The organism is Bacillus sp. FSL K6-2869 (assembly GCF_040869405.1).
GTDB classification, from domain to species: Bacteria; Bacillota; Bacilli; order Bacillales; family Bacillaceae; genus Bacillus; species Bacillus altitudinis.
Map to the genome: position 1 here is coordinate 2589431 of NZ_CP152035.1, position 25666 is coordinate 2615096.

The following is a 25666-nucleotide window of genomic DNA, read 5'->3' on the forward strand; positions in this document are numbered from 1 at the left end:
CCTTCCTCCTTTCTTATGAGATGGCGTGATGTTTCTCAATTTCTATTAGGTTTGATTTAAAGATTAAATGTCTATTCACTGCATTGACGTAAGCTTTAGCCGATGCTTCCAGCACATCTTGCGCTACACCGCGTCCTGCTGTTTCTTTTCCTTCTATTGAAACAGTGACATATACTTCCGCTAGTGCGTCTCTGCCTTTTCCATTGGATTGAATACGATAATCTAGCAAATGAATTCTTTCCTCCATACAGCGCTCAAGCGTGTTGTACACAGCTTCTACACTGCCTGCACCTGTAGCTGCTTCTTGAATGACTTCCTGCGTTTCTTGATTTTTAAGAGAGACTGTTGCTGTCGGCATTTGCTCTGTCCCATAATGAACTTGAAGACTTTCAAATTCATAGCCGATTTTACGGTCTGCTACTTTTTCTTCTAATATAATAGAGATTAAATCATCATCTGTGATTTCTTTCTTCTTCTCTGTTAAGTTCTTAAACGTTTCGAAGAACTTATTGATTTCTTCTTCAGTCAATTTAAAGCCGAGTGTTTTTAAGCGGTCTTTAAACGCGTGTCTTCCGGAGTGTTTACCAAGGACAAGCACATCTGTTGTGACGCCTACAAGCTCTGGAGAGATAATTTCATAGGTTGTTTTTTCTTTGAGGAATCCATCTTGGTGAATACCTGATTCATGGGCAAATGCATTGTTTCCAACGACTGCTTTATTACGCGGTACAATCATACCTGAGTATTTGCTCACTACATCACTTGTGCGCTTAATTTCATTCAACTGAATAGTTGATTCGACTTGATAAAAGTCTTTGCGAATATGAAGGGCAACTGCAATTTCTTCTAAAGCAGCATTTCCTGCGCGCTCTCCAATTCCGTTGACAGCTGTTTCAATTTGATCTGCTCCATTTTCAATGGCAGCAAGTGAGTTCGCTACAGCCATTCCTAAATCATCATGACAGTGTGCTGACAAGATGACTTGATCGATATTTGGAACGTGTTCTTTCATATATTTAAAGATATTTCCGTACTCTTTTGGTGCTAGGTATCCAACAGTGTCAGGCAAGTTAATGACACTTGCGCCTGCGTCGATCACTTTTTCTACAATTTCTGCTAGGAAAGAAAGATCTGTCCGGCATGCATCTTCTGCTGACCACTGAACAACTGGGAAGCGCTCTTTCGCGTATTTCACCATTGAAACAGCTTGTTCAACCACTTCTTCACGTGTTTTCTTTAGTTTATGCTTGAGGTGAATGTCAGAAGTCGCAATAAAGACGTGTATTCTTGGTTGAGCTCCATCTTTTAATGCGTCCCATGCAGCATCAATGTCACCTTTCACACATCGTGCAAGTCCTGCAACTGAACAGTTCTTAATCGTTCTTGCAATTTCTTGTACGCCTAAGAAATCCCCTCGGGATGAAGCGGGAAAACCCGCTTCAATGATATTAACCCCAAGGCGCTCAAGCTGCTTAGCAATGATTAGCTTTTCTTGTGCATTTAAGTTCACTCCTGGTGATTGCTCTCCATCTCGAAGTGTTGTGTCAAAAAAATTAATTTTTCGCACCGACGCTCACCGCTTCCTTTTTCTTTCCTTGTTTAACGAAAGGCATCATTTCACGAAGCTTTCTTCCGACGATTTCAATTTGGTGCTCATTTTCATTTGCATTGATCGCATTGAAACGTGGACGATTCACTTGGTTTTCAACAATCCATTCTTTCGCGAATGTTCCGTTTTGGATGTCAGTCAAGACTGCTTTCATTGATTCTTTTACTTTCGCATCCACAACGCGTGGTCCTGATACGAAGTCACCCCACTGCGCTGTATCAGAGATTGAATATCTCATACCTTCTAATCCTTCTTCATACATAAGATCAACGATCAATTTCAGTTCATGCAGACACTCGAAGTATGCAAGCTCTGGCTGATAACCAGCTTCTGTTAATGTTTCAAAACCTGCTTTTACTAATGAAGTAAGACCTCCACAAAGAACTGCCTGCTCACCGAATAGATCCGTTTCTGTTTCTTCTTTAAATGTTGTTTCAAGAACGCCCGCTCTTGCTCCACCGATTGCTTTTGCATAAGCAAGTGCTTTGTCTTTCGCTTGACCTGATACATCTTGATAGATAGCAAATAGTGCAGGTACACCAGCGCCTTGCTCATATGTTCTTCTTACAAGATGTCCTGGGCCTTTTGGAGCCACAAGATACACATCTACGTCACTTGGAGGAACAATTTGATGGAAGTGAACGTTGAATCCGTGTGCGAATACAAGTGAATTCCCTGCTTCTAATTGATCTTTGATTTCTTCATCATATACTTTCTTTTGCTGCTCATCTGGAAGTAATACCATGACGACATCTGCTTGTGCTGCTGCTTCTTTTACTGTGAATACTTGATGACCGTCTTCTTGTGCTTTTGTATAAGATCCACCTTTTCTTACGCCGACAATGACATCTACGCCGCTCTCTTTTAAGTTCAATGCATGTGCATGACCTTGTGATCCGTAACCAATGATAGCTACCTTTTGACCGTTTAATACGTTTTCTTGAATATCACCGTTATAATATACTTTTACCATTTGACTCTCTCCTTTTGTTTAGACAATTGAAATTGTTTTATTTGTTTGCGGCTTTTGCTGATTATCTCTCGCAAAGGCCGTGGTGCCAGTTCTGGCGACTTCTTTAATGCCGTATGGCTTAAGTAATTCAATGAGTGCTTCAATTTTTGAAGACTCACCTGTCACCTGAATGACGACACTTTCTCTGCTCACATCTACAATAGAAGCCCTAAACGGTTCAATGACCCCCGTGATCTCCATTCTAGATGCTGGTGCAGATACGACTTTTATCAAAGCCAGCTCTCGCTGAACGATTGATTGGTTTGTAATATCCGTTACTTTGAGGACATCGATTTGTTTGTTCAGCTGTTTTGTCAGCTGTTCGATGTCTTTCTCCTGGTCTACATGGACGACGAACGTGATGCGTGATACATCTTGAATCTCAGAATGGCCGACCGTAATGCTTTCAATATTGTAGTGTCTTTTGGTAAAAAGGCCTGTGATTCTGTTCAGTACGCCTGATCGATTTAATACAGTCAACACAATAATTCTTTTCAAGGTTTCACCCCCACCATCTCATGAAGTCCTTTCCCCGGTGCTACCATCGGGAATACTTTCTCATCTCTCGCTACATTGACATCGATGAAAACAGGCTCTCTAGACGTTAATGCTTCTTCTAGCTTTTCTTGCGCCTCTTCGTCTGATGAGATTCTGATCCCTTTAATGCCATAAGCTTCAGATAATTTTACGAAGTCTGGCTGCTCTGAAAATTTAGAATGTGAGTAGCGTTCTTCGTAAAAAATTTCTTGCCATTGTCTTACCATTCCAAGACTGTGATTATTGAGAACAATCACTTTCACTGGAAGGTTCAGCTCACGGATAACGGCAAGTTCTTGCAGGGTCATTTGGAAACCTCCGTCTCCTAAAATCGCTACAACCGTTGCCTCTTGATCAGCTAGCTGCGCGCCAATCGCTGCCGGTAAACCAAATCCCATTGTGCCAAGCCCACCAGATGTCACCCATTTATCGGCATTTTCGAATGGATAGAACTGTGCAGCCCACATTTGGTGCTGTCCGACATCAGTTGCCACAATGGCTTCACCTTTTGTGAATTGATGAATGTATTCAATCAACTTTTGAGGTTTAAAACCTTCAGCTTCGTTTTCAACGTACCAGAGTGGATATTCTTCCTTCCACTGATTTAGCTGGCTCTTCCACTCGTCTGATTCACCTTGTTTCCCGTCCTGCTTGATCAGTTCTTGAAGCACTAGCTTACTGTCACCAACAACTGGGATATGGGTGTGAATGTTTTTACCAATTTCCGCTGGGTCGATGTCAATATGAGCCACCTTCGCTTGCTTTGCAAAATGATTGAGGTTGCCGGTTACCCTGTCATCAAATCTCGCTCCGATTGAAATGAGTAAGTCACATTGATGTAGTGCCATGTTCGCTGCATATGTGCCGTGCATACCTGCCATTCCTAGGAAAAGAGGATGCTTTGCCGGGAATCCACCAAGCCCAAGCAATGTATGAGCGACAGGGATTTGTTGCTGCTCTACATATTGCCTTAATTCTTCCGACGCTTTGCCGTGAAGAACGCCAGCTCCTGCAAGAATAACTGGTTTCTTTGCTCTGCTTACAGCTTCTACTAACTTGCGAATTTGCAAATAATTCGGCTCAATTTTCGGCTGATAACCAGGCAAATCGATTGGCTGATCGTATTCAAATGTCCCTTCAATACCAGCGACATCTTTTGGAATATCAATCAAGACTGGACCAGGTCTGCCGGTTGTTGCGATGTGAAATGCCTCTTTAATGACACCCGGTAACTCTTCTGGACGTCTCACTTGATAGCTGTGTTTTGTGATTGGCATTGTGATACCAAGTACATCTGCTTCTTGGAAAGCATCTGATCCAATGACTGAGGTAGCCACCTGTCCAGTGAAGATAACCATAGGTAGTGAATCAATCATCGCATCCGCAATTCCTGTGACTAGGTTGGTTGCCCCCGGTCCTGATGTGGCAATAACAACGCCTGGTTTACCAGATACTCTTGCGTATCCCTCCGCTGCGTGAATCGCTCCTTGCTCATGTCTTGGCAGGACATGAAACAAACCAGAATCGTAAATTTTATCGTAGATTGGTAAAACGGCTCCGCCAGGATAACCAAAAATGACTTCTACTTTTTCTCTTTTGAGTGCTTCAATTAACATGAGTGCACCGTTCATCGTTTGTGGTGCATTTGATTTTTCCGTCTCCATTTGTACATTTGTCCCCATTTGATTTCCTCCTCTTTGTCTTGCTTCAGTCAAGTCCTTTCACCCTTTTCCATTCAAGATAGAGATATGAGACCATATAAAAAAGCCTTCTCACCCCACAATGACACTACTTTTCACTAGGTCAAAGGGGCGAAAAAGCTTTGTTTTTCGCGGTACCACCCTTGTTCACGGCAAATCATGCTGCCGTCTCATGGACATCTTTCATCCATTTTGGTAACGAGTGATGCAATGTCACTCGGTCTGCCCTACTATCATTTCAAGCAGACACTCAGAGGTGAGTTCACTTTAGAAAGTAACACCGGTTTCCAGCTAGCACCGGCTCTCTGTAGATACTGACTCTAAAGCTACTAGTCCTCTTCAACGTTTATCGATATCTATTTAGCTTGCGTGAATGTTTTCATCGGTAAAGACTACTTTTTCTCCTTCTTCAACGACTCGCTTGCGGAATTGTTCAAGAAGTTTGTTTGTGTGGAACCCTGGTTTTCCTTCGCCAATGATACGGCCGTCAACTTTTACAACAGCGATGACTTCGGCAGCGGTTCCTGTCAGGAAGACTTCTTCAGCTGTATACACATCGTGTCTTGTGAAAGGTTCTTCTTTCACTTCGTAGCCTAAGTCTTCTGCGATTTCCATGATGGCATTTCTTGTGATGCCTTCAAGAGCGCCGATATAACCTGGCGGTGTATAGAGCTTACCTTTTTTATAAATAAACACATTGTCCGCTGAACCTTCTGCCACGTACCCTTGATCGTTCAGCATCAGCGCTTCACTCACACCGGCCATATGGGCTTCGATTCGGACAAGAATGTTATTCAAATAGTTTAATGATTTCACTTTTGGACTTAGTACGTCAGGACGATTTCGCCTTGTCGGTACTGTCACAATATCAATACCTGTTTCATATAGGTGCTTTGGAAAGATGGCCAGCGGCTCTACAATGATCACTGTGTTGGCTCTCCCACAGTTGTTTGGATCTAAGCCAAGATCACCGGCTCCTCTTGAGACAACAAGGCGGATATAGGCATCTTTTAGGCCGTTCCTTTCAACTGTATGAATCATTTTTTCAGTGAGCTCCTCAAGTGAATATGGAATGTTCAGCATAATCGATCTAGCGGAATCATACAGGCGGTCTAAATGTTCTTTCATTCGAAAGATATTTCCGTTATATACACGTATTCCTTCGAACACACCGTCACCATATAAGAAGCCATGATCATAAACTGAAATTTTCGCATCCTCTTTTTTCACGAGTTCATCGTTTAAAAAGATCCACTGTTCCTTTTGGTCTTCCATCTTCAGTGAGCACCCTCTCTTTCAAACAAAAAGTAGTTGAATTTTCAGACACTTTATATTGAAGTGTCTCACGCTTACTCTGCGTGTCTGTTTGCTTTTGTTGAACCCATCTTACGCCGCTTTCCATACAGTGTCAACAGCATTTTTAAAATTATTAGACAATTTAGACTAATCAAAATAAAATGTATACGCTTACACCTTTGCTAGACAAGGAATGAAAAAACTTAAAATTTTTTGTATTTTTTCTTCAATTTGTTTACTCTACATGAACGGTTTTCTTTTGAACAAGCTTTTGTGATATTTTTTCACACGGTTTTTGAAGAATATTGTGAGATTTCATTGCGTTTGTTTTTTCCTTCAGCATGCCTTTCTAAAGCGTTTTCCTATGAATTTATGATAGAATGAGAGCATCTAATAGAAGGAGGGCAATACATGGCTAACATCAGAGGTTATATCGGAACGTATACAAAGGGAGACAGCAAAGGAATCTATTCTTTTACTTTAAATACGGACAAGCAGCAGATTGAACAAGTAGAAGTGGCTGCAGAACTTGAAAATCCTACATATTTAACTGTCTCAGATTCTCAAAAGTTTGTGTATGCTGTTGTGAAAGAAGGAGCACAAGGCGGACTTGCTGCGTATCAAATTGATGCCGACACCGGCGCACTTCGTTTCATCAACCAAGAGCTTGCCGATGGGGCTTCTCCTTGTCACGTCAGCGTGGACAGCCAAACGAAAACGGCGTTTACAGCAAACTATCATAAAGGAACAGCAGAGATGTACGAAATTGATGCTGAAAACGGCTCAGTGATCCGCACGCTGTCACAAGCGCAGCATGAAGGCACTGGACCAAACGAAGACCGTCAAGAAAAACCGCACACTCACTTTATGGGTTTGACACCTGATGAACAATTTGCAGTAGCTATTGACCTTGGCACAGACGGAATTTATACGTATAAGAAAGAAAACGGCAAACTTGAGCTTGCCCATACATTTGAAACAAAACCAGGCAGCGGCCCTCGTCATATTACATTCCACCCAACGAAGCCTGTGGCCTATGTGATGACAGAGCTCAGCTCAGAGGTCATTGTACTTCGTTACTTTGAAGATGGTCATTTCGAAGAGATCCAAACAATCGCAACCATTCCTAATGACTTCACAGAGAATAATCAAGGCAGCGCCATTCATGTGTCTTCTGACGGTCAATTTGTGTATGCAGGAAATCGTGGACATGACAGCATTGCTATTTTCAAAGCAGATCATGACGGCAAACTAAGCCTCGTTGAAATTGCTTCATCTGAAGGAAATTGGCCTAGAGACTTTGTCCTTGATCCAACAGAAGAATTTCTCGTCGGCTCAAACCAAGAATCTAGCAATCTTGTGTTATACAAACGTGACAAAGAAACCGGTCGACTCACTGTCTTACAATCAGACATCACCGTTCCGCATCCGGTTTGCGTGAAATTTTTAGGATAATGAAAAAAACCTCCGTTTAGGAGGCTATAGATTGTTGACAAAGGGCTAAAATGAACTTTATTTTAGCCCTTTGTCTTTTTTTCAGCGTAGTTGAAAACCCTTGAAGTCTAAGAAGAACGAGCACCGGAGCGCAGGACTGACAAAGAATGCGAGGGTTTGTCTACACGCTGAAGCCTCTGTTTAGGAGGCTTTTCTTTAAGCAGACGGCATACCGCCATCTTCAAGCTTTTGATCAATGAAAGACGTATCGCTTTTTTCACCGAACCATTTTCCCAGCCTGTCTTTTGCTTTTCCTTTGACATCGTCATCAATGTACATTGCGACTTGAAGCAGAGCAAATGTGATGGCGCCTAGATCATCTGTGTAGCCGATCCCCACCAATGTATCAGGGATTAGGTCAATCGGAAGGATAAAGTACCCTAGCGCCCCAATGATGAGGGTCTTCGCTTTAACCGGTACTTCGGGTTTTTGCAATGTATAATAAAGTAATAACACAGCATAGACAAGAGAAACTCCAGCTTTTTGTGCCGTCTTTTTTAACTTTTCCCAAAAGGCATGATCATTAAAATGCTTCTTTGAACGCTTTAATAGTTCTTTTTTCTCAGAACGATTCATCGTATCGCCTCCATATTCAGCATAGCCCTTCCACCTTATTTATACAAGAAATCCACTCATTCGACAAACAAAAAGCAGCAGAAAGCTGCTGCAATCTACTGCTCTTTGTAAAACTTTTCGATCGCCTTATCGATGTATACCCATCCTTTATACGACACATGAATCGTATCCTTAAAGAAATATGGGTCATACTCATGCGAAGTCAAATCTGCGACTTCATACCCATTATCTCGAATTTGACGATTGATTTTTTGATAATAATCTGTACGCCCCTCTTTCGGAAAACCAGTGTAATCATACCATTTTCCGTTGACGGGAATCGTCACGAATAAAGGCTTCGCCCCTGCCTGTTTTAAAATATCCAGCATGATCTGGAAATCTTTATATTCAGGTGATTCTGCATAAGAATTGTCACGACGAGAATCCTTCATCTTTTTCATGATCGGCTTCAGCTTACGATCAAACAGTCTCTGATCAATATAAAACGGGTTGTCCCCTGCTTTTTCAGATCCTAAGACGCTCGCTTCTTTTTCAAGCTCAGTCCATGTTTTCCCTTTCACTGAAGGAGACGGACGAAGCTTGCGCTCATGCCCAGATCCGATCGTATAGTACATGTCTTTCTTTTGAAGCATGCCATAATACATTTTTGCAATAGGAGAAATCGCACCAAAGGCGAATTTGTTCCCAGAAAGCTCTGCTTTAAAAAGCTCTGTGATGACCATGTCGTTCTTTACTGCCTTAAACTTCATGATTCTTTTGATGAGCTTTTTTTTCACAGCTGGATCAATTTCTTTATTATAAGCAAGATCAAGCGCCTGAAGCGCTGAATAGTTAGGAGCAAAGTGATTCTCGTCTGATCCCCCTTTGACAAACCACTGCGGGGACACGATAAACACAAGCTTTTTCCCTTTTAATTCATCCATATGCGCTGCAAAGTTCATGGCATGAATTAATGATTGCGATCCACCTTTTCCAACAAGATAAGGTGTAAACCCTTGAGGATTTTCATGAAAGAAATTCGAAGGGTGATATGGATCAAAACGTGATAGTTCAGAAGATCCATAGATCGGCAAATAAGTTGGATCTTTTAGCATTTCATCTTGTAAATAAAGCCCTTGGAACATCCCTGGATCTAATTCTGTGGCTGACTTTTGTAATTTGTCTTTTGGGATCAGATGTGAGAGCCATGCATTTGGTACAAGAAGAACACCAATGAATAGAACAGCCGCTAAAATAAGCGGCCCAAAAAAACGCTTTTTCATTACTTCATCTCTGCCAGCTGCTCAGCAATATGATTCGGCGTATCCCACACATCACGATCGAATTCTGTAATCGGAACAGTGATTCCGAGTTGACTTTCAATTGCCATAAGCAGTTCTACTGTACCAAATGAATCAAGAAGACCTTCTTCAAAAATCGCAATCTCTGGATTTTCTTTCACAACGTCGTCCTGACAAACCTCTGCAATAATACCGTATACTTGATTTTTAAATTCCATAATTTTCTACTCCCTTAATCATTAATGATGAAATGGTTTTCCTGAAAAAATATAAAATCCGAAACAAATCACATGGAATGTAATAATGATCGACACAACCATTGTGACCTTATTATCCGGCCACCACTTGTGCTTTTTATTCCATTTCTCAAATAAATTGTAACCGGACATGACAACTGCATGATATAGTCCGTAAATAATATATTGAAGGGCAAGACCATGCCAAGCACCCATCAATAGAAAGAGGACAAAGTACCCAATATTTGATACAGCCATTCGGTTCTTGATCCACTTCTTTTTGGTCATAAAGAACACAAATCTCATAAACACGTAGTCTCTGAACCAGAAGGACAGGGACATATGCCAGCGATTCCAGAAGTCTTTAATATTTCGGCTGATAAACGGTTTATTAAAGTTCTCTGGCGATTTAATACCCATAATATAACTCACACCTACAGCAAATGCTGTATATCCAGCAAAGTCAAAGAACAAATACATGCTGTAAGCATACATATACGTTAACTGCTGAACAAAGTGACTGCTGCTAATATGATGAATATTCATCAGAATATATGTGTGAATCAGATAACCAATAATGAACTTATATAAGAAGCCAATGAAAATTTTATGAATACCGGCATATAGAAGATCACTGTATGCTTCCTTTTCAGGCGGTGTATCCATATCTTTTTCAAATCGGCGGTAACGGTCAATCGGACCTGATGAAATCGTCGGGAAAAAGACAATGAAATAGACCAAACGGTGAATCGGAATTTTCTTCTTAATCAAGCCGTCTCTTGTCTCGATAATTAACTGAACACCTTTAAATGTTAAGTACGAGATCCCCAAAAAGCTCAGCCAGTTTATTGGCGGCGGCTGGTGCGGCTGATGAGTTAAAAAGAACGGTAAAATCTTAGACAGCACAAGCGGCAAAATAGATGCCACCACTGCTGCATAGAAAACAGATGCCTGATTCGCCTTTAACCTGTATGCAAGGTACAGGCGGATGATGAAGACTTGCCACACCGTGAACAAGAAGAGCAGCAGCGCGCCATGGGCATCCTTTGAGAAAATAAGTGCCAGCGCCACAACCGTTGCAAACATGTTGTAGCCCTGCATTCTTTTGCCGCGAAGACCAAGAATGATCGTCGGCAAAAGAAGAATACCAATTAGAATGAAGAAAAAGAATGAACTAAACGGAATCATAGAAGAACCTCTTTCGCGATTCTCTTACGGTCAACCTTCCCGTTTGGCGTCATGTACAGCTGCTCAAGATAGACAAACTTTCTTGGGATCATGTACGCTGGCAGTGAATCCGCCATTTCTTTCTTAATCGCACTTGTCAGCTGATACTCTTTTTCAAATGAATGAGCTGCTGGAACAATCGCTGCAATCAAGTACTCAACATGACCGTTTGGCTGGAATGGCACAATCACACAAGCATTGACATAGGTTGTCTCGCTCACATGATATTCAATTTCTTCAAGCTCCATTCGGTATCCATGAAGCTTAATTTGATAGTCGAGACGGCCATGGCACGTAATTAAACCATCATGCGCCACACCCGCGTCACCTGTACGGTAAGCAGGACGTCCTTCGTATTCAAAGAACACTTTATCTGTCAAGGCTTGTTCACCTAAATAGCCACTCGTGACGCTTGGCCCCACGATGACAATTTCGCCTTTTTCACCATCAGGAAGTGTCTTGCCTTCTTCATCTAAAATGACGATATCTGTATCAGGTTTGGCATAGCCGACTGGTAAAGAATCGTGCTGATCAAGAATCGCCTGCGTCACTTCAATCGATGTGATCGCAACAGTTGCTTCAGTTGGACCATACGTATTAAAGACCTGCGCCTTTGGAAAACGCTCCAGAAGTGAATTTGCTACAGCTACAGGAAGCGCCTCACCGCAGAACAAGAAAACTTTCAGCTCAGGTAAAAGCTCCCCTGTAAAGGAAGGGTCCATTAAGCACATTTGCACAAAAGAAGGTGTTGATGTCCACACTTCAACGTCAGATTGACCAAGTGCGGCAAACATATCCTTTGGCTTATTGACGAGATCTTTTACTAAACAGTAAAGCGTACCGCCTGATTGAAGCGCTGGATAAAGATCCATCACTGATAAGTCAAAAGAAAATGGTGCTTGATTTAAAAATGTGCGTCCCTCACCAATTGGGAAGTCACGGCACATCCAATCTGTAAAGCTTTCTAAATTATTGGCAGTTACCTGAACGCCCTTCGGTTTTCCGGTACTACCAGATGTATAAATAATGTAGAAAACATCATCTTGTTGAACCCACTGCGTGGATGGCGGTGCTTCTTTTTCAAGTGCTAAAAGCGATGCCGCACTCTTCACTTCAATGTGTTCTTCTACATCTAATACATTCTGCTCATTTGCACAAATCAATAGACTGGCTTTTGAGCTTTCAATAATTGAGACGATACGCTCGACAGGTATTGAGATATCGACCGGAATATATGGTCTGCCTGATTTCACACTGCCTAAGAAAGAAATCAGCATCTCTGGCTCCATATGACCGTATACAATGACAGGTTCACTGCCAGCTGCGACTGCATCGATCGCACCAGCCATTTGGTCTGATAAATGCCAAAGTTCATCATATGTGATCGATGCATGTTGAGAAACAAATGCTGGCTGTGTTGGTTTCGTTTGCTGGTATTCATGAATCGTTTGTAATAGTTTCATAATTTAATCTCCAATTAAAAATCGTTGTAAATGAATGATCCCGTATTTGCTGTGTGGAATCCGTAAATAAAGAACAATAATAGCAAAATAAGTAAGTAAAAGCTTGTATATCCTATCCATTTTACAGACTTATTTTCTGATAGCTTTTTGAATAGCATATTGATAACCTCTTTTCTTTTGACACTTATAGAGACGCATGACTCATTCAAAGAGTTTCATATCAAACGATAAAATTTTTAAGAAATACTAAAAAAATGTCGAACCTTGGAACGTCTCTTTTGAGCAAAGCTGTCTTATTGTAACAAAGATTTAATACATTTGAAATGAAATCCGATCTTAAATTTGCCTTAAAATTGCTGAAAGCTGTCGAACTAACGCAAAAGCCACCTAGTTGGACTAGATGGCTTTGATTTCATTTACTTCTTATATTTATTGACTTCGAACATGAGAATGTTTTTGAACACCACATAGTCCTTTTTACTTTCAAAAGGACCTTTATTGTTGTCATGCTCATCAATTTCATAAAAACCTGGTCCTTCGCCAGCATCACGCTTTTTGTACCAGGATAGGAAGGCGTTGACTTCTTTCATGGAAAGGTCATACTCTTTCTGTAAGCCATTGACCATTGTGATGATGAGAAGGGCATCGCCGTCTTCATCTGTTGTATCGTCTTTAGGCGGTGTGGTTGGTTCTGGGTCTTTGTCTCCTGGATTTGTAGAATCATCTTTTGGTGGTGTTGTCGGTTCTGGATCTTTGTCACCGGGTGTTTCTGTGTTGTTTGGAAGTTCCAGGTCTTTTAAGGAGATAGAGATGACCGATTTATAGTTTCTATCAGCTAATTGAGTAAAGTTATTGTTGGGTATTCTACCTCCTATGATATATAAAGTATCATCTATAATCACAGAAGAATGAGCAATACGCATATCGCTTTGCGGCGTATTCACATAAGATTTCTGTTCTGTATTAACGTCATAAAGATATTGATATTTTGGAGCAACTGCCGTAACTAATATATTTTCTTTATAATTAACAGCAGACAAATACTCCCCTTTAAATCCGTCTTTTTTTTCTGTCCACTTATTATTAGAAGGGTTGTATTCATAGATTATAGATTTTGTATTACCGGAAACTGCATAAAACTTCCCTTTCGAAACCACACTTGTAGCATTTTTAATTATTACACTTGGTTGTAGTTCTTTTACCCATTCGTGTGTGGTTACATTATAACTATAAAATTCATCTCCCCCACCTAGAACATAAATTTTGTTATCAATAGCTCCAGCCTGTACATTATATGCTCCTTTTAATGACTTAAACGGAACATTTTCTAACTTAGTCCATTCATCTTTTTTTGCATCATAAACTTCAAAGCTATTAAACTTTCTATCTTCAGATCCCCCTGCTATAACATAAATTTTGTTGCCAATTGTTACTGTTGCCGCCCCTCCCCTAGCAGTTGGCATTACACTTTTTTCAAACCATTTGTTCATGCTGGGATCATACATATAAGTTTGATCTGAATATCCTTTATTATAAGAACCTCCCCCTATAATATAGATGTTTCCGTCTACTACTCCTGTACTAGCACCAATTCTTGCCTCCGGTAAGTCCGCAAGCTTTTTCCATTCTGCAGTTGCAGCTTGTGCTACTTGATGTGATTGCAGAATAGCAAGTACAAACAAGATCATTACTAATAACCATTTTTTCAAGAATATCACTCCTTCAGATAGTCTTACTCTATATGTATCGGATTAAACTGTACATTTTCTACCACAAAATAGAAGTGAATTTAGAATAGTAGTGTTCTTCTCTAATTCACTTTCATATCACTCGCTACTTTTTACCTATTCATTACCTATTTTTATATTGTTAAAATAAAACATAATTATTTGAGAAGGGAGTGAACCTTCTGGGCAAGATACTTGATGCAAAAGCACTAACAAGTGCCATGGACACGAGGGCAAAACACTACCAGGAACTCCGCGAACAAATGGTAGATTTAAAAAAGGCATTACAAGGTGTTGCCAATCTCGGTGATGATTTCACTGGGAAAGGAGCCGATAACATTAAAAGCTTTTATAAAGAGCTTGCTGGAAATGTAGACATGTTTATCAGCTTCATTGATAAACAAAAAGCCTTTCATGAAGGTGTTTCTGGGACACTGGATGATACGAGCTTTAGCGGCGATACCTTTGTAGAAGAACACTTTTTAGACAACGCAGTACATATGGGTATCAAGAATGCCAAAAGCATTGTGAAGGATCAAAAAAAGGCACTCAAAACCATTTTTCAAGACATTGATGACCTCATTTCCCTAGAGGTATTTGATAGCCAAACCTTTGATGAAAAAATAGAAGATGCGGAAGATGAACGAAAAAAGACGGTCAAAGATCTGAGAGAACTTGATCAAAATTTAAAAGATGAATATGCTTTGTCAGAGACGGAGCAGCAAGCTACAATGGCATTGTACGCTGAAATGATGAATGCGACAAATGACGGAAAAGCGATTTCACCTATGAATTTTGATAAGAAAGCGTATCAAAATAGCGAAATCTACAAGGCAAAGAGCGATATTGAGAAGCAAACTTCTGAATATCTGAAAATCAAAAAAGAACAAGAAGAAGCCCGCAAGATTGCGAAGGAACAAGAAGCGCTCGCCAACCGCCCTTGGTATGAAAAAGCCCTCGATTATGGTGGAAACATCGTGAATGAACTGACTGGCGTGAACGATGCAAAACGTGCCGCAACGGGCGTTGATCCAATCACAGGCGAGGAACTCACCGCAGGACAGCGAGTCGCGGCAGGCGGCATGGCAGCAGCCGGTTACATTCCTATCGTCGGCTGGGCAGGCCGCATTTTCAAAGGAGGAAAGGCTGTCTATAAAACGACCCAAGCCACATCAGCCGCAGTCAGGGCAGTCGATATCTACAAGACATCCCAAAAATCCTTTGACGCCCTGAAAACATCTCAAAAAGGTTTATATGGCCTCACCGCCACCAACGGCTTCAGCGAGGCGATCACAGGCCGGGATATGTTTGGAAACAAGATCTCAAAAGAACAGCAGGAAGCGAGTATGAACGCGGCGCTTGGAATGCTTTTGCCGTTTGGACTAGATGGTGTAAATAATAAATTAAAAAATAAAGCAACACTAGACGTACAGAAAAACTTAAATAAAAACCATCATGAATCTAGAAAAGCTAGTTTAAAAGAAATTAAACGTCAATTAAATATACCAAGAACACAAAACCCTGAAAGTCAAAAGATGGTGCCCTTAACAGATAAAAATGGAAAAAGAATATTAAATGAAAAAAACCAACCAATCCTTACGAGAGAGCTTACATATGAAGTTAATGGTAAAAAGATTGTTATTCAGGATCATTCAAATGGTCACGATTTTGGAGAAGGAGGCATCGGAAACCAACCTTCACACCACAATGTAAGACCTGAACATAACACCCGCAATGGTAAAGTCGAAGGTGTAGAAGACCATTATTATTTTGAAAGAAGAAACAATAAATAACTCAAACGAGGAGTATCCAAATGATTAGAGAAGAAAAATTTATGAACCCACAAGCGATGACTCAAATTTTCGGGGGAATCCCCCATTTTAAAAATGCAGAAATCATGAATGTTGATTTAAACAGAGATGGTCCTACCCTATTTATAAGACTAATGACAAAAGACTCCGTGAAGAATAAACCTAAACGTTGGGGGAATTTTGATGTTGTCTACGTTGAATTATCATTCATTGGTGTAACGGATTTAAAAATTAATCATTTAGGAAATAATAATATAATTGATCATTTTGAGATTAGCACAACAGAGAATGGAGGATTTCTAAAAATAAATTGTAAGAATCAAATGCAAATCGAAACCATATTTGATTGGGCAAGGGTTGAACAAATTTCACCGGGGCTAATTGGGTCTTAAGATAACTTGCGTTTTCATAAACTCCAAATATTTAATCCACTTTAAGAAGGGCCTCTCTTTATTAAGAGAAGCCCTTCTTAAATTCATTTTCATTAGCTAATAACAATCATACAATGCTTTTTGATTATTCAACACTTCTAATAATTAATTCAAATCCCGTAGTAAAACACCTTTGAACAATTCAATAGCATTTTCCTCACCAGAATCATTCGTGCCTAGTTTCCCTTGAAATGGTCTAGACAGTATAGACTTTTTTAATGTTTTTGTGAGTTGATTTTAGCCTGACCATCCTGTTGGACTCGAGTCATAAAAGATTGCTAAAATACTTTGTTAAACAATAGGAAAAAAATAAAAAAGCCAGAAACTTTGATTCATTAATGTTTTTAGCTTTTTAACAGTTTCAAATCATCATACGTCCCAGTAGAGATTCGAACTCCAGATCGACGGCTTAGAAGGCCGTTGCTCTATCCTGCTGAGCTACTTTATATATCGCTATTCGTTCACGTTCATGTATAACGGTCACTTTTTGAACTTAGTCCGATTGACTTTATTTCTACTATATTTACTTATTCTGTACAATTCAAGCATCCATATAGTAGAAAACAATTCTATTGAAAAGGTAAAGGCACTTTTATTAAAGGAGTGTTTCAAGATAGATAACTAAGAATGTTATCCAGCTATATGTTTTATCACTTTACCTCACTAAAACAAACCTCTTATTTGAGTCGTGTCATAAATTTTTCAAATGCAGGTTTGTGAATGTGGCTTGTTTAACCTCGACAGTAGTTTTAAAAAATACTATCAAGATTCTCCTAAAACAATCATCAGACCTCTGAAACACAACTACCAATGGGCATGTGCATCAAAAAAGAAATCCAACTAATCTAGATGCCTTCTTACAACTATTTCACCTGTTCTTGCAACACTTCTTTTAGTAATTCAACCGCACTTTCTTCACTTGGATCATTTGTTCCAAGTTCACCTCGGAATGCTTTAGAGAGAATGGATTGTTTTAACCCATCAACAGAACAAGACTTTAATATACCAACTTCATTCTCTACCTTATTGATTAAACTTTCTACAGTTTTAACGATTTCCTTTTGTTCTTCTAATGGTGGCAAATATACTAAGACCTCACGAATAGTTTCCATAGATAAACTAGGTTGAGCAGTAGCTTTCATTTTTGATTTTATATAAGCTTGTCCAAAAGGCGATTGTAAATAAAGTTCTAAATACTTTGGTAATACTGCATCCACGCTTATCTTTGCTACATTCGGCGCTAAATGCCATCTTTCTCCATTTCTGTTCGGTGCAATACATACATTTCCTGTTCCTGCCCCTATAAAAACCATAAGTATATCATCTTCTTGTACTTGAGAACGAGATAACAAATCTGATGTATCTTTATCTATATACATTATATTAGATTTTACAAATTTACCCATCTGAACGTTTTGTGCCCTTATAACAGGAACATCCCCCCCAGGCTTCAAATTAATATACTTTGTATATTCAAAACCAGCCAGTTTTGTTACATGACCCAAAAACTCAACATTTGTAACTGTCCAAGTTTCCGGTAAAAATGGTACTACTTCATCTATTATTGGTACTGTATCCATGTAAATTTTCCTCGGTTTTTTTTCTTTATTCCGCTTTGCCCTTTCGTATATCTCAGTATAAGTTTCTTTCCTTTTAAGTACAATGTTCTCTAAAAATTGCTTTACTGGTAATATGTCTTTATTATTTTGTCTCCACTTCTTAGTCAATTCCCCACGAAACGCCTTATCCAAAATAGCCGCTCGACGAAGTTCAAATGTTTCCTTCGCTTCCTCAATCAACTGCTTCGCTTCTTCAATTTTACTTAAAAGATGCTCTACTTTGTCAGCAATTCGTTTTTGTTCGTTTAAAGGAGGTAATGGCAATGCAATTTCTTTGCATTTACTACCTGAAAGCTCCTTAAATGTTGTGCCACTTGCCATAGATTCTAAATAGGTTGTGGAGAATTTTAAATACCAATATAAATATTCTGGATAATAGGCGTTACTTGGTAGAAAACTTTTAAACCCTTGATTTGTACAAATATCATTGGAAGCTATTGTAACGTATCCTATTGGTGCTCTTGATGAAAGTAACACGGTGTTACTAGGCAATATTTTAGCAGAACTGTTAGCTAGACCAACTTCAGTTATATTCCGCTTTCCTCTACTAATATACATATCTTGATATCCCGAAAGATCAGCGGGGGTTAACCATGGTATATCACCATCTTCAAAATATTCTTTTACTGTAGATTTAGGTGTTCCACCCCCTATTACATCTGTGATAGAACCAGTTTGTGTCCAAATCCAATTTTCAGGAATTCCAAACCGTTGCTTCTCTTCTGGTACTATTGCTCCTTCCAATAACTCCTCAATGGTCTTCTTTTTCTTACTCACTGTTTGACCACCTCATCCTCTTCAACAGCACGCAACTCCTCAACCACTTCATTTAATAAACCCATAGCCTGCTGAAGCTTTGCAATTGCTTCTTCTGCTGATTCAATTGGATCTGGTAAGTTGTCATAGGATGATAATGATTCATCTGCAATCAATCCGATATCTAAACTATCCCCTTTTTTTGCAATGTCCTCTCTTGTGAACACATTCCAACGTTCATCCTCTACTTTTGAGCGGTCTTCTGCTACATATGCTTTCATAAAGTGTTCAAAGTGTGCCATTGTTAGCTGATTCCGTTTTCCGAATGACGTCATATTGGTGCGGAGATCGTATACCCAAACATCCTTTGTATTATCTTGGTCTGTTGTTCCTCTTGTGAAAAATAAGACGTTTGTTTTCACACCTTGAGCATAGAAAATCCCCGTTGGTAAGCGTAAGATTGTATGCAGATTGCATTTATTCATTAAATCGCGTCGAATCTGTGCACCAATCCCGCTTTCAAACAAGACATTATCAGGTAATACAACTGCTGCGCGTGCATGACCATCGTCTTTTAAAGCGTTATAAATTAACTGTAGAAAATTAAGCTGTTTATTGGAAGTTGCAAACGTCAGATCATCACGGGAGACACTCTCTCCACCTTTTTTCGTTCCAAATGGTGGATTGGTTAAAATGACATCAAAGTTTTTCATCCATTTTCCATTACTAGATAACGAATCCCCTTGTTCCAGTCGTCCTTCGATATCATGAAGTAATGCATTCATTAAAGCAAGACGATGAGTCCCTGTGACGAGTTCCATTCCAGTAAACGCTTCTTTCTTTTGGAAAACGCCCAGTTGTGGATCTAAATCATAATAGTTATCTGTCTTATTTTTCAGATACTGGTCTGCCGCAATCATAAAACCAAATGTACCAGCTGCAGGGTCATTGCATCTTTCTCCAGGTTTAGGGTCAATCAGCTGCACCATTACATCAATTAATACACGCGGTGTAAAGTATTGGCCAGCACCTGATTTTGTTTCGCTTGCGTTTTTTTCTAACAAGCCTTCATATAAATTACCTAAACCTTCTTCTTTTGCGTTGTACCAATCAAGGCCATCAATGCTCTTCAGAATTTTCTCTAGGTTCTTGGGTTCAGAAATACTAGTAGCAGCATCACTGTAGATTAGACGCAGCCGCTCATTTTCACTGCTTCCTAATTCAAGTAACAATCGCTGATAAAATGTTTTGAGTTCTACCCCTTCTTTTTCTAGCAAATCATCCCATCTATATCCTTCGGGTATTACATTTTCTGTTTGTTGTTCTTTCATCATTTTTAAAAATAAAATATAGGTTAACTCCGTGACATACTGTTGATATGTAATACCGTCATCACGAAGCACATTGCATAAATTCCATAATTTTTGAACGATTTCTTGGTTATTCATCTTTTTTCCTCCTGAAAAACTTCTAATCTATTAAATCAAATTTGATGATTTTTAGTTGAAAGCGAACCTTCTCATTATAACCCAAAAAAGTGCCTCAATGAAGAGGCACAGTCGTTAGCTGATATAAAGGTTCTCATTGATCGTATTCACAATTTGATCAATATCGTCACCGAACTCACGTTTCAGTAATTTGTAGCCACCAGACGTTCTAAAAGGTTCTTCCGAGAATGCCTCTTCTGCGGTAGGCGCAAGAACAGGCACTTGAAGTAATTGCTTTTCTATTCTCTCTAACCACTTCTTTTGCCTAGGCGTCCAATCATGCAGTGAATACACTTTGTGCATTGCCTGTTTAATACGTGCTTCATGGTCAACGAGTGCTTCACCTAATGCAGCTTGGCGAATAAAACTAATAATATCTGCTGCAATGTCCTCATTTTTTGTCTGTTTCCAAGCGGTTTGTAAATGAGATTGCTTAAAGCCTTTTGTTTCTAAAATCGTCATAAGTTCTCGTAAATCTTGTCTTGTTAGATCTTTTGGCCGTGTACAGATCAGATGCAAAGCGGGAATTTCATTGATGTTTTCTTGGATAAACCGAACAAAACCATCCAGATAATCTTCTGGTCGCTTGTTTCCTTCACCATACCCACGAATGACGTCTGTTACTTCATCTTCCTTATCAGATATATAGCGTTTTTCACGTGTCACTTGGTACGTTTCCATGTATTCAAATAGGATATTATTCTGTGTGGCTTCTTGCGGTGAGTATGTTTGAATTTCTTTCACCCATTCATCCACATGTTTTCCATTTGATAATTCTTCAAACTTTCCCATGCCTTCTTCGTCAAATCTTTGTTTGCGACGTTGGATTTTTGCTACTAATTGATCACGATAAAACGAAGCTTCCTCATCAGTCGTTGCATTTACAAGAGAATCATACAACTCACCAATACGAAAGTTTTGTTTCTTCACAACTGGTTTCATTTCTGTATAATGTTGCAACTTGTCATATATACCAACAGCGTCGTAGATGTTAAAGTGTGTTTTCCCAATCTCTGGGCAAAGACGAGTCGCACGGCCAAGCATTTGATCATAGAGAATACGAGATTGTATTCTTCTTAAAAACACCAAATTTGTGATCGGCGGCACGTCAATACCTGTTGTAAGTAAATCAACTGTAACAACGACATTAGGTAGTCGCTCATTTTTAAACCGTGTAATGGCATCTAATGGCTTGTAGATATATCCAGTAATTTTCATAATGGCATCATCTTCAATTTCATCGCCACGTTCTTTAAAGGCTTCTTTTAATAAACGAACAACAAGATCTGCGTGTTGATCAGTAGCTGCAAAGATGAGCGTTTTTTCTTTACCTGCAGGGTCAATATAATCAACTAATTTATTTAATACTGCACGGTTAAACGGTTCTGTAATGACTTTTTTATTAAACTGCTCCACTTCAAAGTGCACAGTATCTTCTAACTTTTCTAGTTGAATCTCCCCTTTATCAACATCATACACTTCTACTTCCTCATCTTTTTCAAAGGTGATGCCCACTTGTGAAAGTTCTGTTTTAAACAAATAAGGGGGCTCATGGTCCACTAGATATCCGTCCAACACTGCTTCGCTATATGAATATTTAAAAATTGGCATACCGAAAATGTCTGTTGTATGTAGAGCAGGTGTTGCGGTAAGCCCTAAACATGCCGCATCAAAATAATCGATAACGCGCCGATATTGACTAATATAATCATTCTGATCACGGAACTCTAATTCTTCCTCTGTCATTTCTCTATCACTTGTATAGCCTCGATGCGCCTCATCTACAATGATGAAATCATATTGCCCGACGCTTGGAAGCTTTTCGCTATCGTTATAAAAAAGTCTGCGAACCATTCCCTGCACGGTTGCAATCTGCACCTTCGTTTCAACTTCCGGTGTGAGATCGCCTAATGACTTCACATCATATATATCAGCAAATGAGTAACCTTCAATTTTCGTATCTTTCAGTGAATCCTCTGTTTGTTTACCGAGTGAATTACGATCGACAAGAAAAAGAATGCGGCGACACTTTTTAGACTTAATTAAGCGATACATAAGCGCAATAGCGGTACGAGTTTTTCCAGTTCCTGTAGCCATTGCAATAAGCATTCTTCTGTTTCCTTCTTTTAACGACTTTTCTGCAGCCAGAACCGCATTCTGCTGATAGTGACGCAATCCAAACTTCGTTATATCCTCTTCTTCTAGACGCTTATCCGCATCCTTATCATCTTGGCTAAGAAGAAGCTGTAAATCTTCGGGTGAATGCCATCCTTCAAGCGGACGTGCATGTTCAAATGGTTTGCGTGAATCCCAGAACCAAATGCCCGATTCCTCTTGAAGCTGTCTTAAATAAGGGCGGCCATTCGTTGCATATAAGAATGGGATTTGATAATCACCCGTTGTTGGTGTAATCTGTTCATCTTCTATTTGCACGACATTTTTCGCGTACACTTTTGTTTGACTATCTAATGCCCCAGGAATCGTTTTCTTTTCTGCTTTTGCTTCAATGAAACCAACAAGCTTGAGTCCAATAAACAATGCATAATCAACCCAGCCGCCATCGACCTTCCACTCAGCAATGGCCATATGTTTGTTTTTCTCTGGTAGAGTCCTGTTTTTTTTATAGTTTAGTAAATTCGTGTCTACTTCCCATCCAGCAGCACGTAACTTCTGATCAATGATGATACGTGTTTCATCTTCAGTCAGCTGCTGCCTACGCATGAAGTTTTTGGACGCTTTTCTACGTTTCATTTTCTCATCTGCTTGCTCTAATTCAGCTTGATAACGAATTGCCTCTAATTCTTCTTCAAGCTGTCTCACTTTCACTTCATACTCTTGTTGGAGCTGTCGTGTATCTATTCCTGTTTGTTTATTTGGCTCTATGTACTCTGGGGCTTGAAAATTCCAATCACCGTATACCTCCATAAACCAAGTCGACAAACGAAAAGCCAAATGCAATAAAGATTTCGCTTCTTCTGTTTTTTGATAACCCGCTTCGTGCATAGCCACATTCCCTTTACGACGAAGCGTTTCAACGATATCTATTAACTCTGGTTCAAGTATTCCTTCGCGACGTAATATATTGATGCGCTCTACTTGTTTCGTGCCATATGCTTCCTTAATATTTTCAGCGGCTAGAATAAATTTTGTCAATGTTTCGGCAAATAAACGTAGTTTCATTACTGTTGTATGTGGGTCATGATATACATTTTTCTCAGCTGTTTCTCCTAAATTGGAAAGTACTGCCCACTTTCCTTGAAAAAATGAAAAATTGCTATTCATCATTATCACCGTTTCCCAAAAGGTTTTATATGTTTATTATACTATATTTATACAAAAATTAGGTAGTCTTAATCCACAACTGACAAAGTTAAGTTAATTGACGTTTGTTCAACAAATTTCATATCATTCTTTTTGTGCTTTAATCTTTTTATCGGCAAGAACAATATTGTTTCGAATAGCCAACTCACTGATAAAGTATCTTCTTTAAAATAACCTTTCTACTTGAAAGGTTATTTAAGCTTATCTTTGAACGTACATTCCTTCCAGAAAAATTTCTTGTGACTAATCTCGAAAGAAAACTATATAAGATCATCAATAATATGATTAGATTCAGAAAGAATACAACAGTGGTAAAATCCTAATGATACGGGTGGTTGTTCTTCTGTCTTTATTATTTGAACACACACATTCTCAAACTGTTCCACACTCGTTCTTCAACATCTAGTCATTATCACCTATGTAAATCGTTTCATTTTCACGGAATTTCAGTATTTATTCCCCAATACCCCTCCTAATAATGGTAAACTCTCTATTGATTGCGACCAAGCTTTAAAGGAGAATGCCATGAAAACGTTAGATGTTCAGGCCTTACACCATACAATTGATCAAACACTGACACAGTTAATACAACAATCACAACATATCAAATCTCTTGAAAGTCAAATCAATCGAATCATTTCATTGGATGGCTCACTAAAGGGGGAAGCTGGAGAAGCGATTCGAGCGTTTTACGCAGAGTGCCATATCCCTTTCTTGCAATTCTTTCAAGTCACAATTAGAGAATACAGCGCCGCACTCCAAAAAGTTCAGAAAGCACTTCATTCATTTGAATCAAATGAAAATGGCTTTATCTCTCAATCATTTCTTGAGCATGAGCTTGATCAAGGTTTAAAAAATGCCGAACGAGCCGTATCTGATATCGTGTCAGATGTGAGCAGCGCCATCGGCAAAGTCAGCCATATCATTCATTTACTAAGTGTTGACGAGTCTGCTTTTCAAGCCAGTTACCAAAAAGCCTGGATGAACATCTCAAAAACCATCGGTACGCTCCATGCCTTTGACAGGGAACAAGCCAGTGCTTTGAATGAATCCAAGAACTCCATACAAACAATGAAGGAATACATAGATACTCTAGGCACAATGTTCACTGGTGCGAAAATCGGGATCACCACCTATCAAAAAGGATCCATTCTCAAAGATAAGGAAGACAAAAAGATCAGCAGTAACCTAAACGAATTGAATAAAAAAATAGACAATCCCGATGGAAATCCAATGGCGATCATGCTTAATAAGCTGAATGATAAAGAGCGATCGAATGTGGATACGGTTGTAAATAGGAAACCCTCTAATAAAATTAATCAAGACGCCGTGTTCGTAAATGGAAAAGTATATAATACAAATGAAAAGATTGACTTCGCAAATGCCAAAACAGTTGACGTTATTCGAGATGGAATGCTCTATCGGTTACGAATAACGCACCAAAACAAAGTGAATATTGAGAGCATCACAAAGATTTCCGACTTAAAACAAACCCCAAAAATCTTAAATACAGCAGTTGAATTTACAGGAATAAATGATGCAATTCGAATCATAACAGGGAGAGACCCTGTATCAGGTGACAAAGTCGCTGACATGGACCGTCTAGTATCAAGCTTGTACATGATACCCGTAGCTAAAATCGCTAAAGTTGGAAAATACGTATTTAAAATCATGAAAGGAGAGAATGTAGCCAAGAAGATTGTCAAAACACCTTCCTTCGGCAAACACTCCGTACCAAAAGGTCCGTATCGTGAAGTAAATGGTTTCCCGGCAAAAGTAAAACCAGGCGCTCAAGAGAAACATATTCCTGATGCACCTAACTATAAGCAAGAAGTTGCGAATGGCCGTCCAAATAAAAGCATTTTCAATGGAGATAATAAAATAGCACAAGAATTGCTAGATAAGTTCGCTGGGAAAGGTACAAAAATAGGTGAGCACAAAGAAAGAGTAGACTTTGGCCAAGTGATTGGAAAATACTATGATAAAGATACCGGTAAGTATGTAGAGACTACTAGAGGCTTAATACATTACAGCAAAAATGGCGCTCATATAGTACCATCAGAGCCTTTAAAACCATAAATTAA

19 protein-coding genes and 1 other annotated feature are annotated in these 25666 nt (G+C 39.3%); of the genes, 4 read left to right on the plus strand and 15 right to left on the minus strand.

The genetic code is table 11. The features are described from left to right. Positions 1-13: 13 nt before the first annotated feature. The 5 genes from MHI58_RS13415 to ilvE all read right to left on the minus strand — a co-directional run bounded on the left by MHI58_RS13415 (position 14) and on the right by ilvE (position 6133). Positions 14-1567 carry a 2-isopropylmalate synthase gene (locus MHI58_RS13415; RefSeq protein WP_008342850.1) on the minus strand — a complete coding sequence of 518 codons (1554 nt, stop codon included), beginning with the start codon at positions 1565-1567 and terminating at the stop codon, positions 14-16. Next, entirely contained in the window at positions 1554-2582 is a 1029-nt protein-coding gene (ilvC, locus tag MHI58_RS13420; RefSeq protein ID WP_007501581.1) for a ketol-acid reductoisomerase, read from the minus strand. Before ilvC ends, MHI58_RS13415 begins: the two co-directional genes overlap by 14 nt. An 18-nt stretch (positions 2583-2600) precedes the next feature. After that, positions 2601-3119 (minus strand): acetolactate synthase small subunit, encoded by a 519-nt coding sequence (gene ilvN / locus MHI58_RS13425; protein WP_007501584.1) that lies wholly within the window; start codon positions 3117-3119, stop codon positions 2601-2603. Continuing rightward, positions 3116-4840 carry an acetolactate synthase large subunit gene (ilvB, locus tag MHI58_RS13430; RefSeq protein ID WP_045034126.1) on the minus strand — a complete coding sequence of 575 codons (1725 nt, stop codon included), beginning with the start codon at positions 4838-4840 and terminating at the stop codon, positions 3116-3118. Before ilvB ends, ilvN begins: the two co-directional genes overlap by 4 nt. Before the next feature lie 122 nt (positions 4841-4962). Next, positions 4963-5210, minus strand: a binding site (T-box leader). Between the two features lie 8 nt (positions 5211-5218). Then, the gene (gene ilvE / locus MHI58_RS13435) at positions 5219-6133 is read right to left on the minus strand and encodes a branched-chain-amino-acid transaminase (RefSeq protein ID WP_008342856.1); all 915 of its coding nucleotides are present in this window, start codon (positions 6131-6133) and stop codon (positions 5219-5221) included. A 432-nt stretch (positions 6134-6565) separates the two neighbouring features. On the opposite strand from ilvE, the gene MHI58_RS13440 reads away from it, so the two are divergent. Beyond that, on the plus strand, positions 6566-7609 hold the full coding sequence (locus MHI58_RS13440) for a lactonase family protein (RefSeq protein WP_045034127.1): 1044 nt from the start codon (positions 6566-6568) through the stop codon (positions 7607-7609). A gap of 195 nt (positions 7610-7804) precedes the next feature. Here MHI58_RS13440 and MHI58_RS13445 read toward each other — a convergent pair whose 3' ends face one another. The 7 genes from MHI58_RS13445 to MHI58_RS13475 all read right to left on the minus strand — a co-directional run bounded on the left by MHI58_RS13445 (position 7805) and on the right by MHI58_RS13475 (position 14139). Continuing rightward, the gene (locus MHI58_RS13445) at positions 7805-8224 is read right to left on the minus strand and encodes a YkvA family protein (protein ID WP_008342863.1); all 420 of its coding nucleotides are present in this window, start codon (positions 8222-8224) and stop codon (positions 7805-7807) included. Between the two features lie 95 nt (positions 8225-8319). After that, positions 8320-9486 (minus strand): D-alanyl-lipoteichoic acid biosynthesis protein DltD, encoded by a 1167-nt coding sequence (gene dltD, locus MHI58_RS13450; protein WP_045034128.1) that lies wholly within the window; start codon positions 9484-9486, stop codon positions 8320-8322. Further along, positions 9486-9722 (minus strand): D-alanine--poly(phosphoribitol) ligase subunit 2, encoded by a 237-nt coding sequence (dltC, locus tag MHI58_RS13455; RefSeq protein ID WP_024423191.1) that lies wholly within the window; start codon positions 9720-9722, stop codon positions 9486-9488. The genes dltD and dltC overlap by 1 nt, the downstream gene beginning before the upstream one ends. A 21-nt stretch (positions 9723-9743) precedes the next feature. Then, entirely contained in the window at positions 9744-10928 is a 1185-nt protein-coding gene (gene dltB / locus MHI58_RS13460; protein WP_045034129.1) for a D-alanyl-lipoteichoic acid biosynthesis protein DltB, read from the minus strand. After that, entirely contained in the window at positions 10925-12430 is a 1506-nt protein-coding gene (dltA, locus tag MHI58_RS13465; RefSeq protein WP_045034130.1) for a D-alanine--poly(phosphoribitol) ligase subunit DltA, read from the minus strand. The genes dltB and dltA overlap by 4 nt, the downstream gene beginning before the upstream one ends. Before the next feature lie 14 nt (positions 12431-12444). Continuing rightward, entirely contained in the window at positions 12445-12594 is a 150-nt protein-coding gene (locus tag MHI58_RS13470; RefSeq protein WP_024427820.1) for a teichoic acid D-Ala incorporation-associated protein DltX, read from the minus strand. Positions 12595-12846: 252 nt separating this feature from the next. Continuing rightward, complete coding sequence (locus tag MHI58_RS13475) at positions 12847-14139, minus strand: Kelch repeat-containing protein (protein ID WP_368004327.1); 1293 nt, start codon at positions 14137-14139, stop codon at positions 12847-12849. A 200-nt stretch (positions 14140-14339) separates the two neighbouring features. Between MHI58_RS13475 and MHI58_RS13480 the strand changes: the two genes are divergently transcribed. Together MHI58_RS13480 and MHI58_RS13485 are read left to right on the plus strand one after the other, a co-directional pair. Next, complete coding sequence (locus MHI58_RS13480; protein ID WP_258165327.1) at positions 14340-15950, plus strand: T7SS effector LXG polymorphic toxin; 1611 nt, start codon at positions 14340-14342, stop codon at positions 15948-15950. Between the two features lie 20 nt (positions 15951-15970). After that, positions 15971-16360, plus strand: coding sequence for an immunity 50 family protein (locus tag MHI58_RS13485; protein ID WP_039166975.1), 390 nt, complete (start codon positions 15971-15973; stop codon positions 16358-16360). A gap of 902 nt (positions 16361-17262) precedes the next feature. Here MHI58_RS13485 and MHI58_RS13490 read toward each other — a convergent pair. The 3 genes from MHI58_RS13490 to hsdR form a co-directional block, all read right to left on the minus strand. Further along, on the minus strand, positions 17263-18795 hold the full coding sequence (locus MHI58_RS13490) for a restriction endonuclease subunit S (protein WP_045034132.1): 1533 nt from the start codon (positions 18793-18795) through the stop codon (positions 17263-17265). Then, positions 18792-20222, minus strand: coding sequence for an N-6 DNA methylase (locus tag MHI58_RS13495; RefSeq protein WP_045034133.1), 1431 nt, complete (start codon positions 20220-20222; stop codon positions 18792-18794). The genes MHI58_RS13490 and MHI58_RS13495 overlap by 4 nt, the downstream gene beginning before the upstream one ends. A gap of 114 nt (positions 20223-20336) precedes the next feature. Then, a complete protein-coding gene (gene hsdR / locus MHI58_RS13500) occupies positions 20337-23543 on the minus strand; it encodes a type I restriction-modification system endonuclease (protein ID WP_205831405.1) in 3207 nt (1068 codons plus the stop codon). Positions 23544-24107: 564 nt separating this feature from the next. On the opposite strand from hsdR, the gene MHI58_RS13505 reads away from it, so the two are divergent. After that, the gene (locus MHI58_RS13505; protein WP_045034135.1) at positions 24108-25661 is read left to right on the plus strand and encodes a T7SS effector LXG polymorphic toxin; all 1554 of its coding nucleotides are present in this window, start codon (positions 24108-24110) and stop codon (positions 25659-25661) included. Positions 25662-25666: the final 5 nt, after the last annotated feature.

What these genes read in the sequence shown, in the direction of transcription:
- dltC (WP_024423191.1), bottom strand. Translation starts at nt 9,722, where the DNA reads ATGGAATTTAAAAATCAAGTATACGGTATTATTGCAGAGGTTTGTCAG.
- ilvB (WP_045034126.1), bottom strand. Translation starts at nt 4,840, where the DNA reads ATGGGGACAAATGTACAAATGGAGACGGAAAAATCAAATGCACCACAA.
- MHI58_RS13505 (WP_045034135.1), top strand. Translation starts at nt 24,108, where the DNA reads ATGAAAACGTTAGATGTTCAGGCCTTACACCATACAATTGATCAAACA.
- ilvC (WP_007501581.1), bottom strand. Translation starts at nt 2,582, where the DNA reads ATGGTAAAAGTATATTATAACGGTGATATTCAAGAAAACGTATTAAAC.
- dltB (WP_045034129.1), bottom strand. Translation starts at nt 10,928, where the DNA reads ATGATTCCGTTTAGTTCATTCTTTTTCTTCATTCTAATTGGTATTCTT.
- dltD (WP_045034128.1), bottom strand. Translation starts at nt 9,486, where the DNA reads ATGAAAAAGCGTTTTTTTGGGCCGCTTATTTTAGCGGCTGTTCTATTC.
- hsdR (WP_205831405.1), bottom strand. Translation starts at nt 23,543, where the DNA reads ATGAATAGCAATTTTTCATTTTTTCAAGGAAAGTGGGCAGTACTTTCC.
- dltA (WP_045034130.1), bottom strand. Translation starts at nt 12,430, where the DNA reads ATGAAACTATTACAAACGATTCATGAATACCAGCAAACGAAACCAACA.
- MHI58_RS13445 (WP_008342863.1), bottom strand. Translation starts at nt 8,224, where the DNA reads ATGAATCGTTCTGAGAAAAAAGAACTATTAAAGCGTTCAAAGAAGCAT.
- MHI58_RS13485 (WP_039166975.1), top strand. Translation starts at nt 15,971, where the DNA reads ATGATTAGAGAAGAAAAATTTATGAACCCACAAGCGATGACTCAAATT.
- MHI58_RS13495 (WP_045034133.1), bottom strand. Translation starts at nt 20,222, where the DNA reads ATGAATAACCAAGAAATCGTTCAAAAATTATGGAATTTATGCAATGTG.
- ilvE (WP_008342856.1), bottom strand. Translation starts at nt 6,133, where the DNA reads ATGGAAGACCAAAAGGAACAGTGGATCTTTTTAAACGATGAACTCGTG.
- MHI58_RS13440 (WP_045034127.1), top strand. Translation starts at nt 6,566, where the DNA reads ATGGCTAACATCAGAGGTTATATCGGAACGTATACAAAGGGAGACAGC.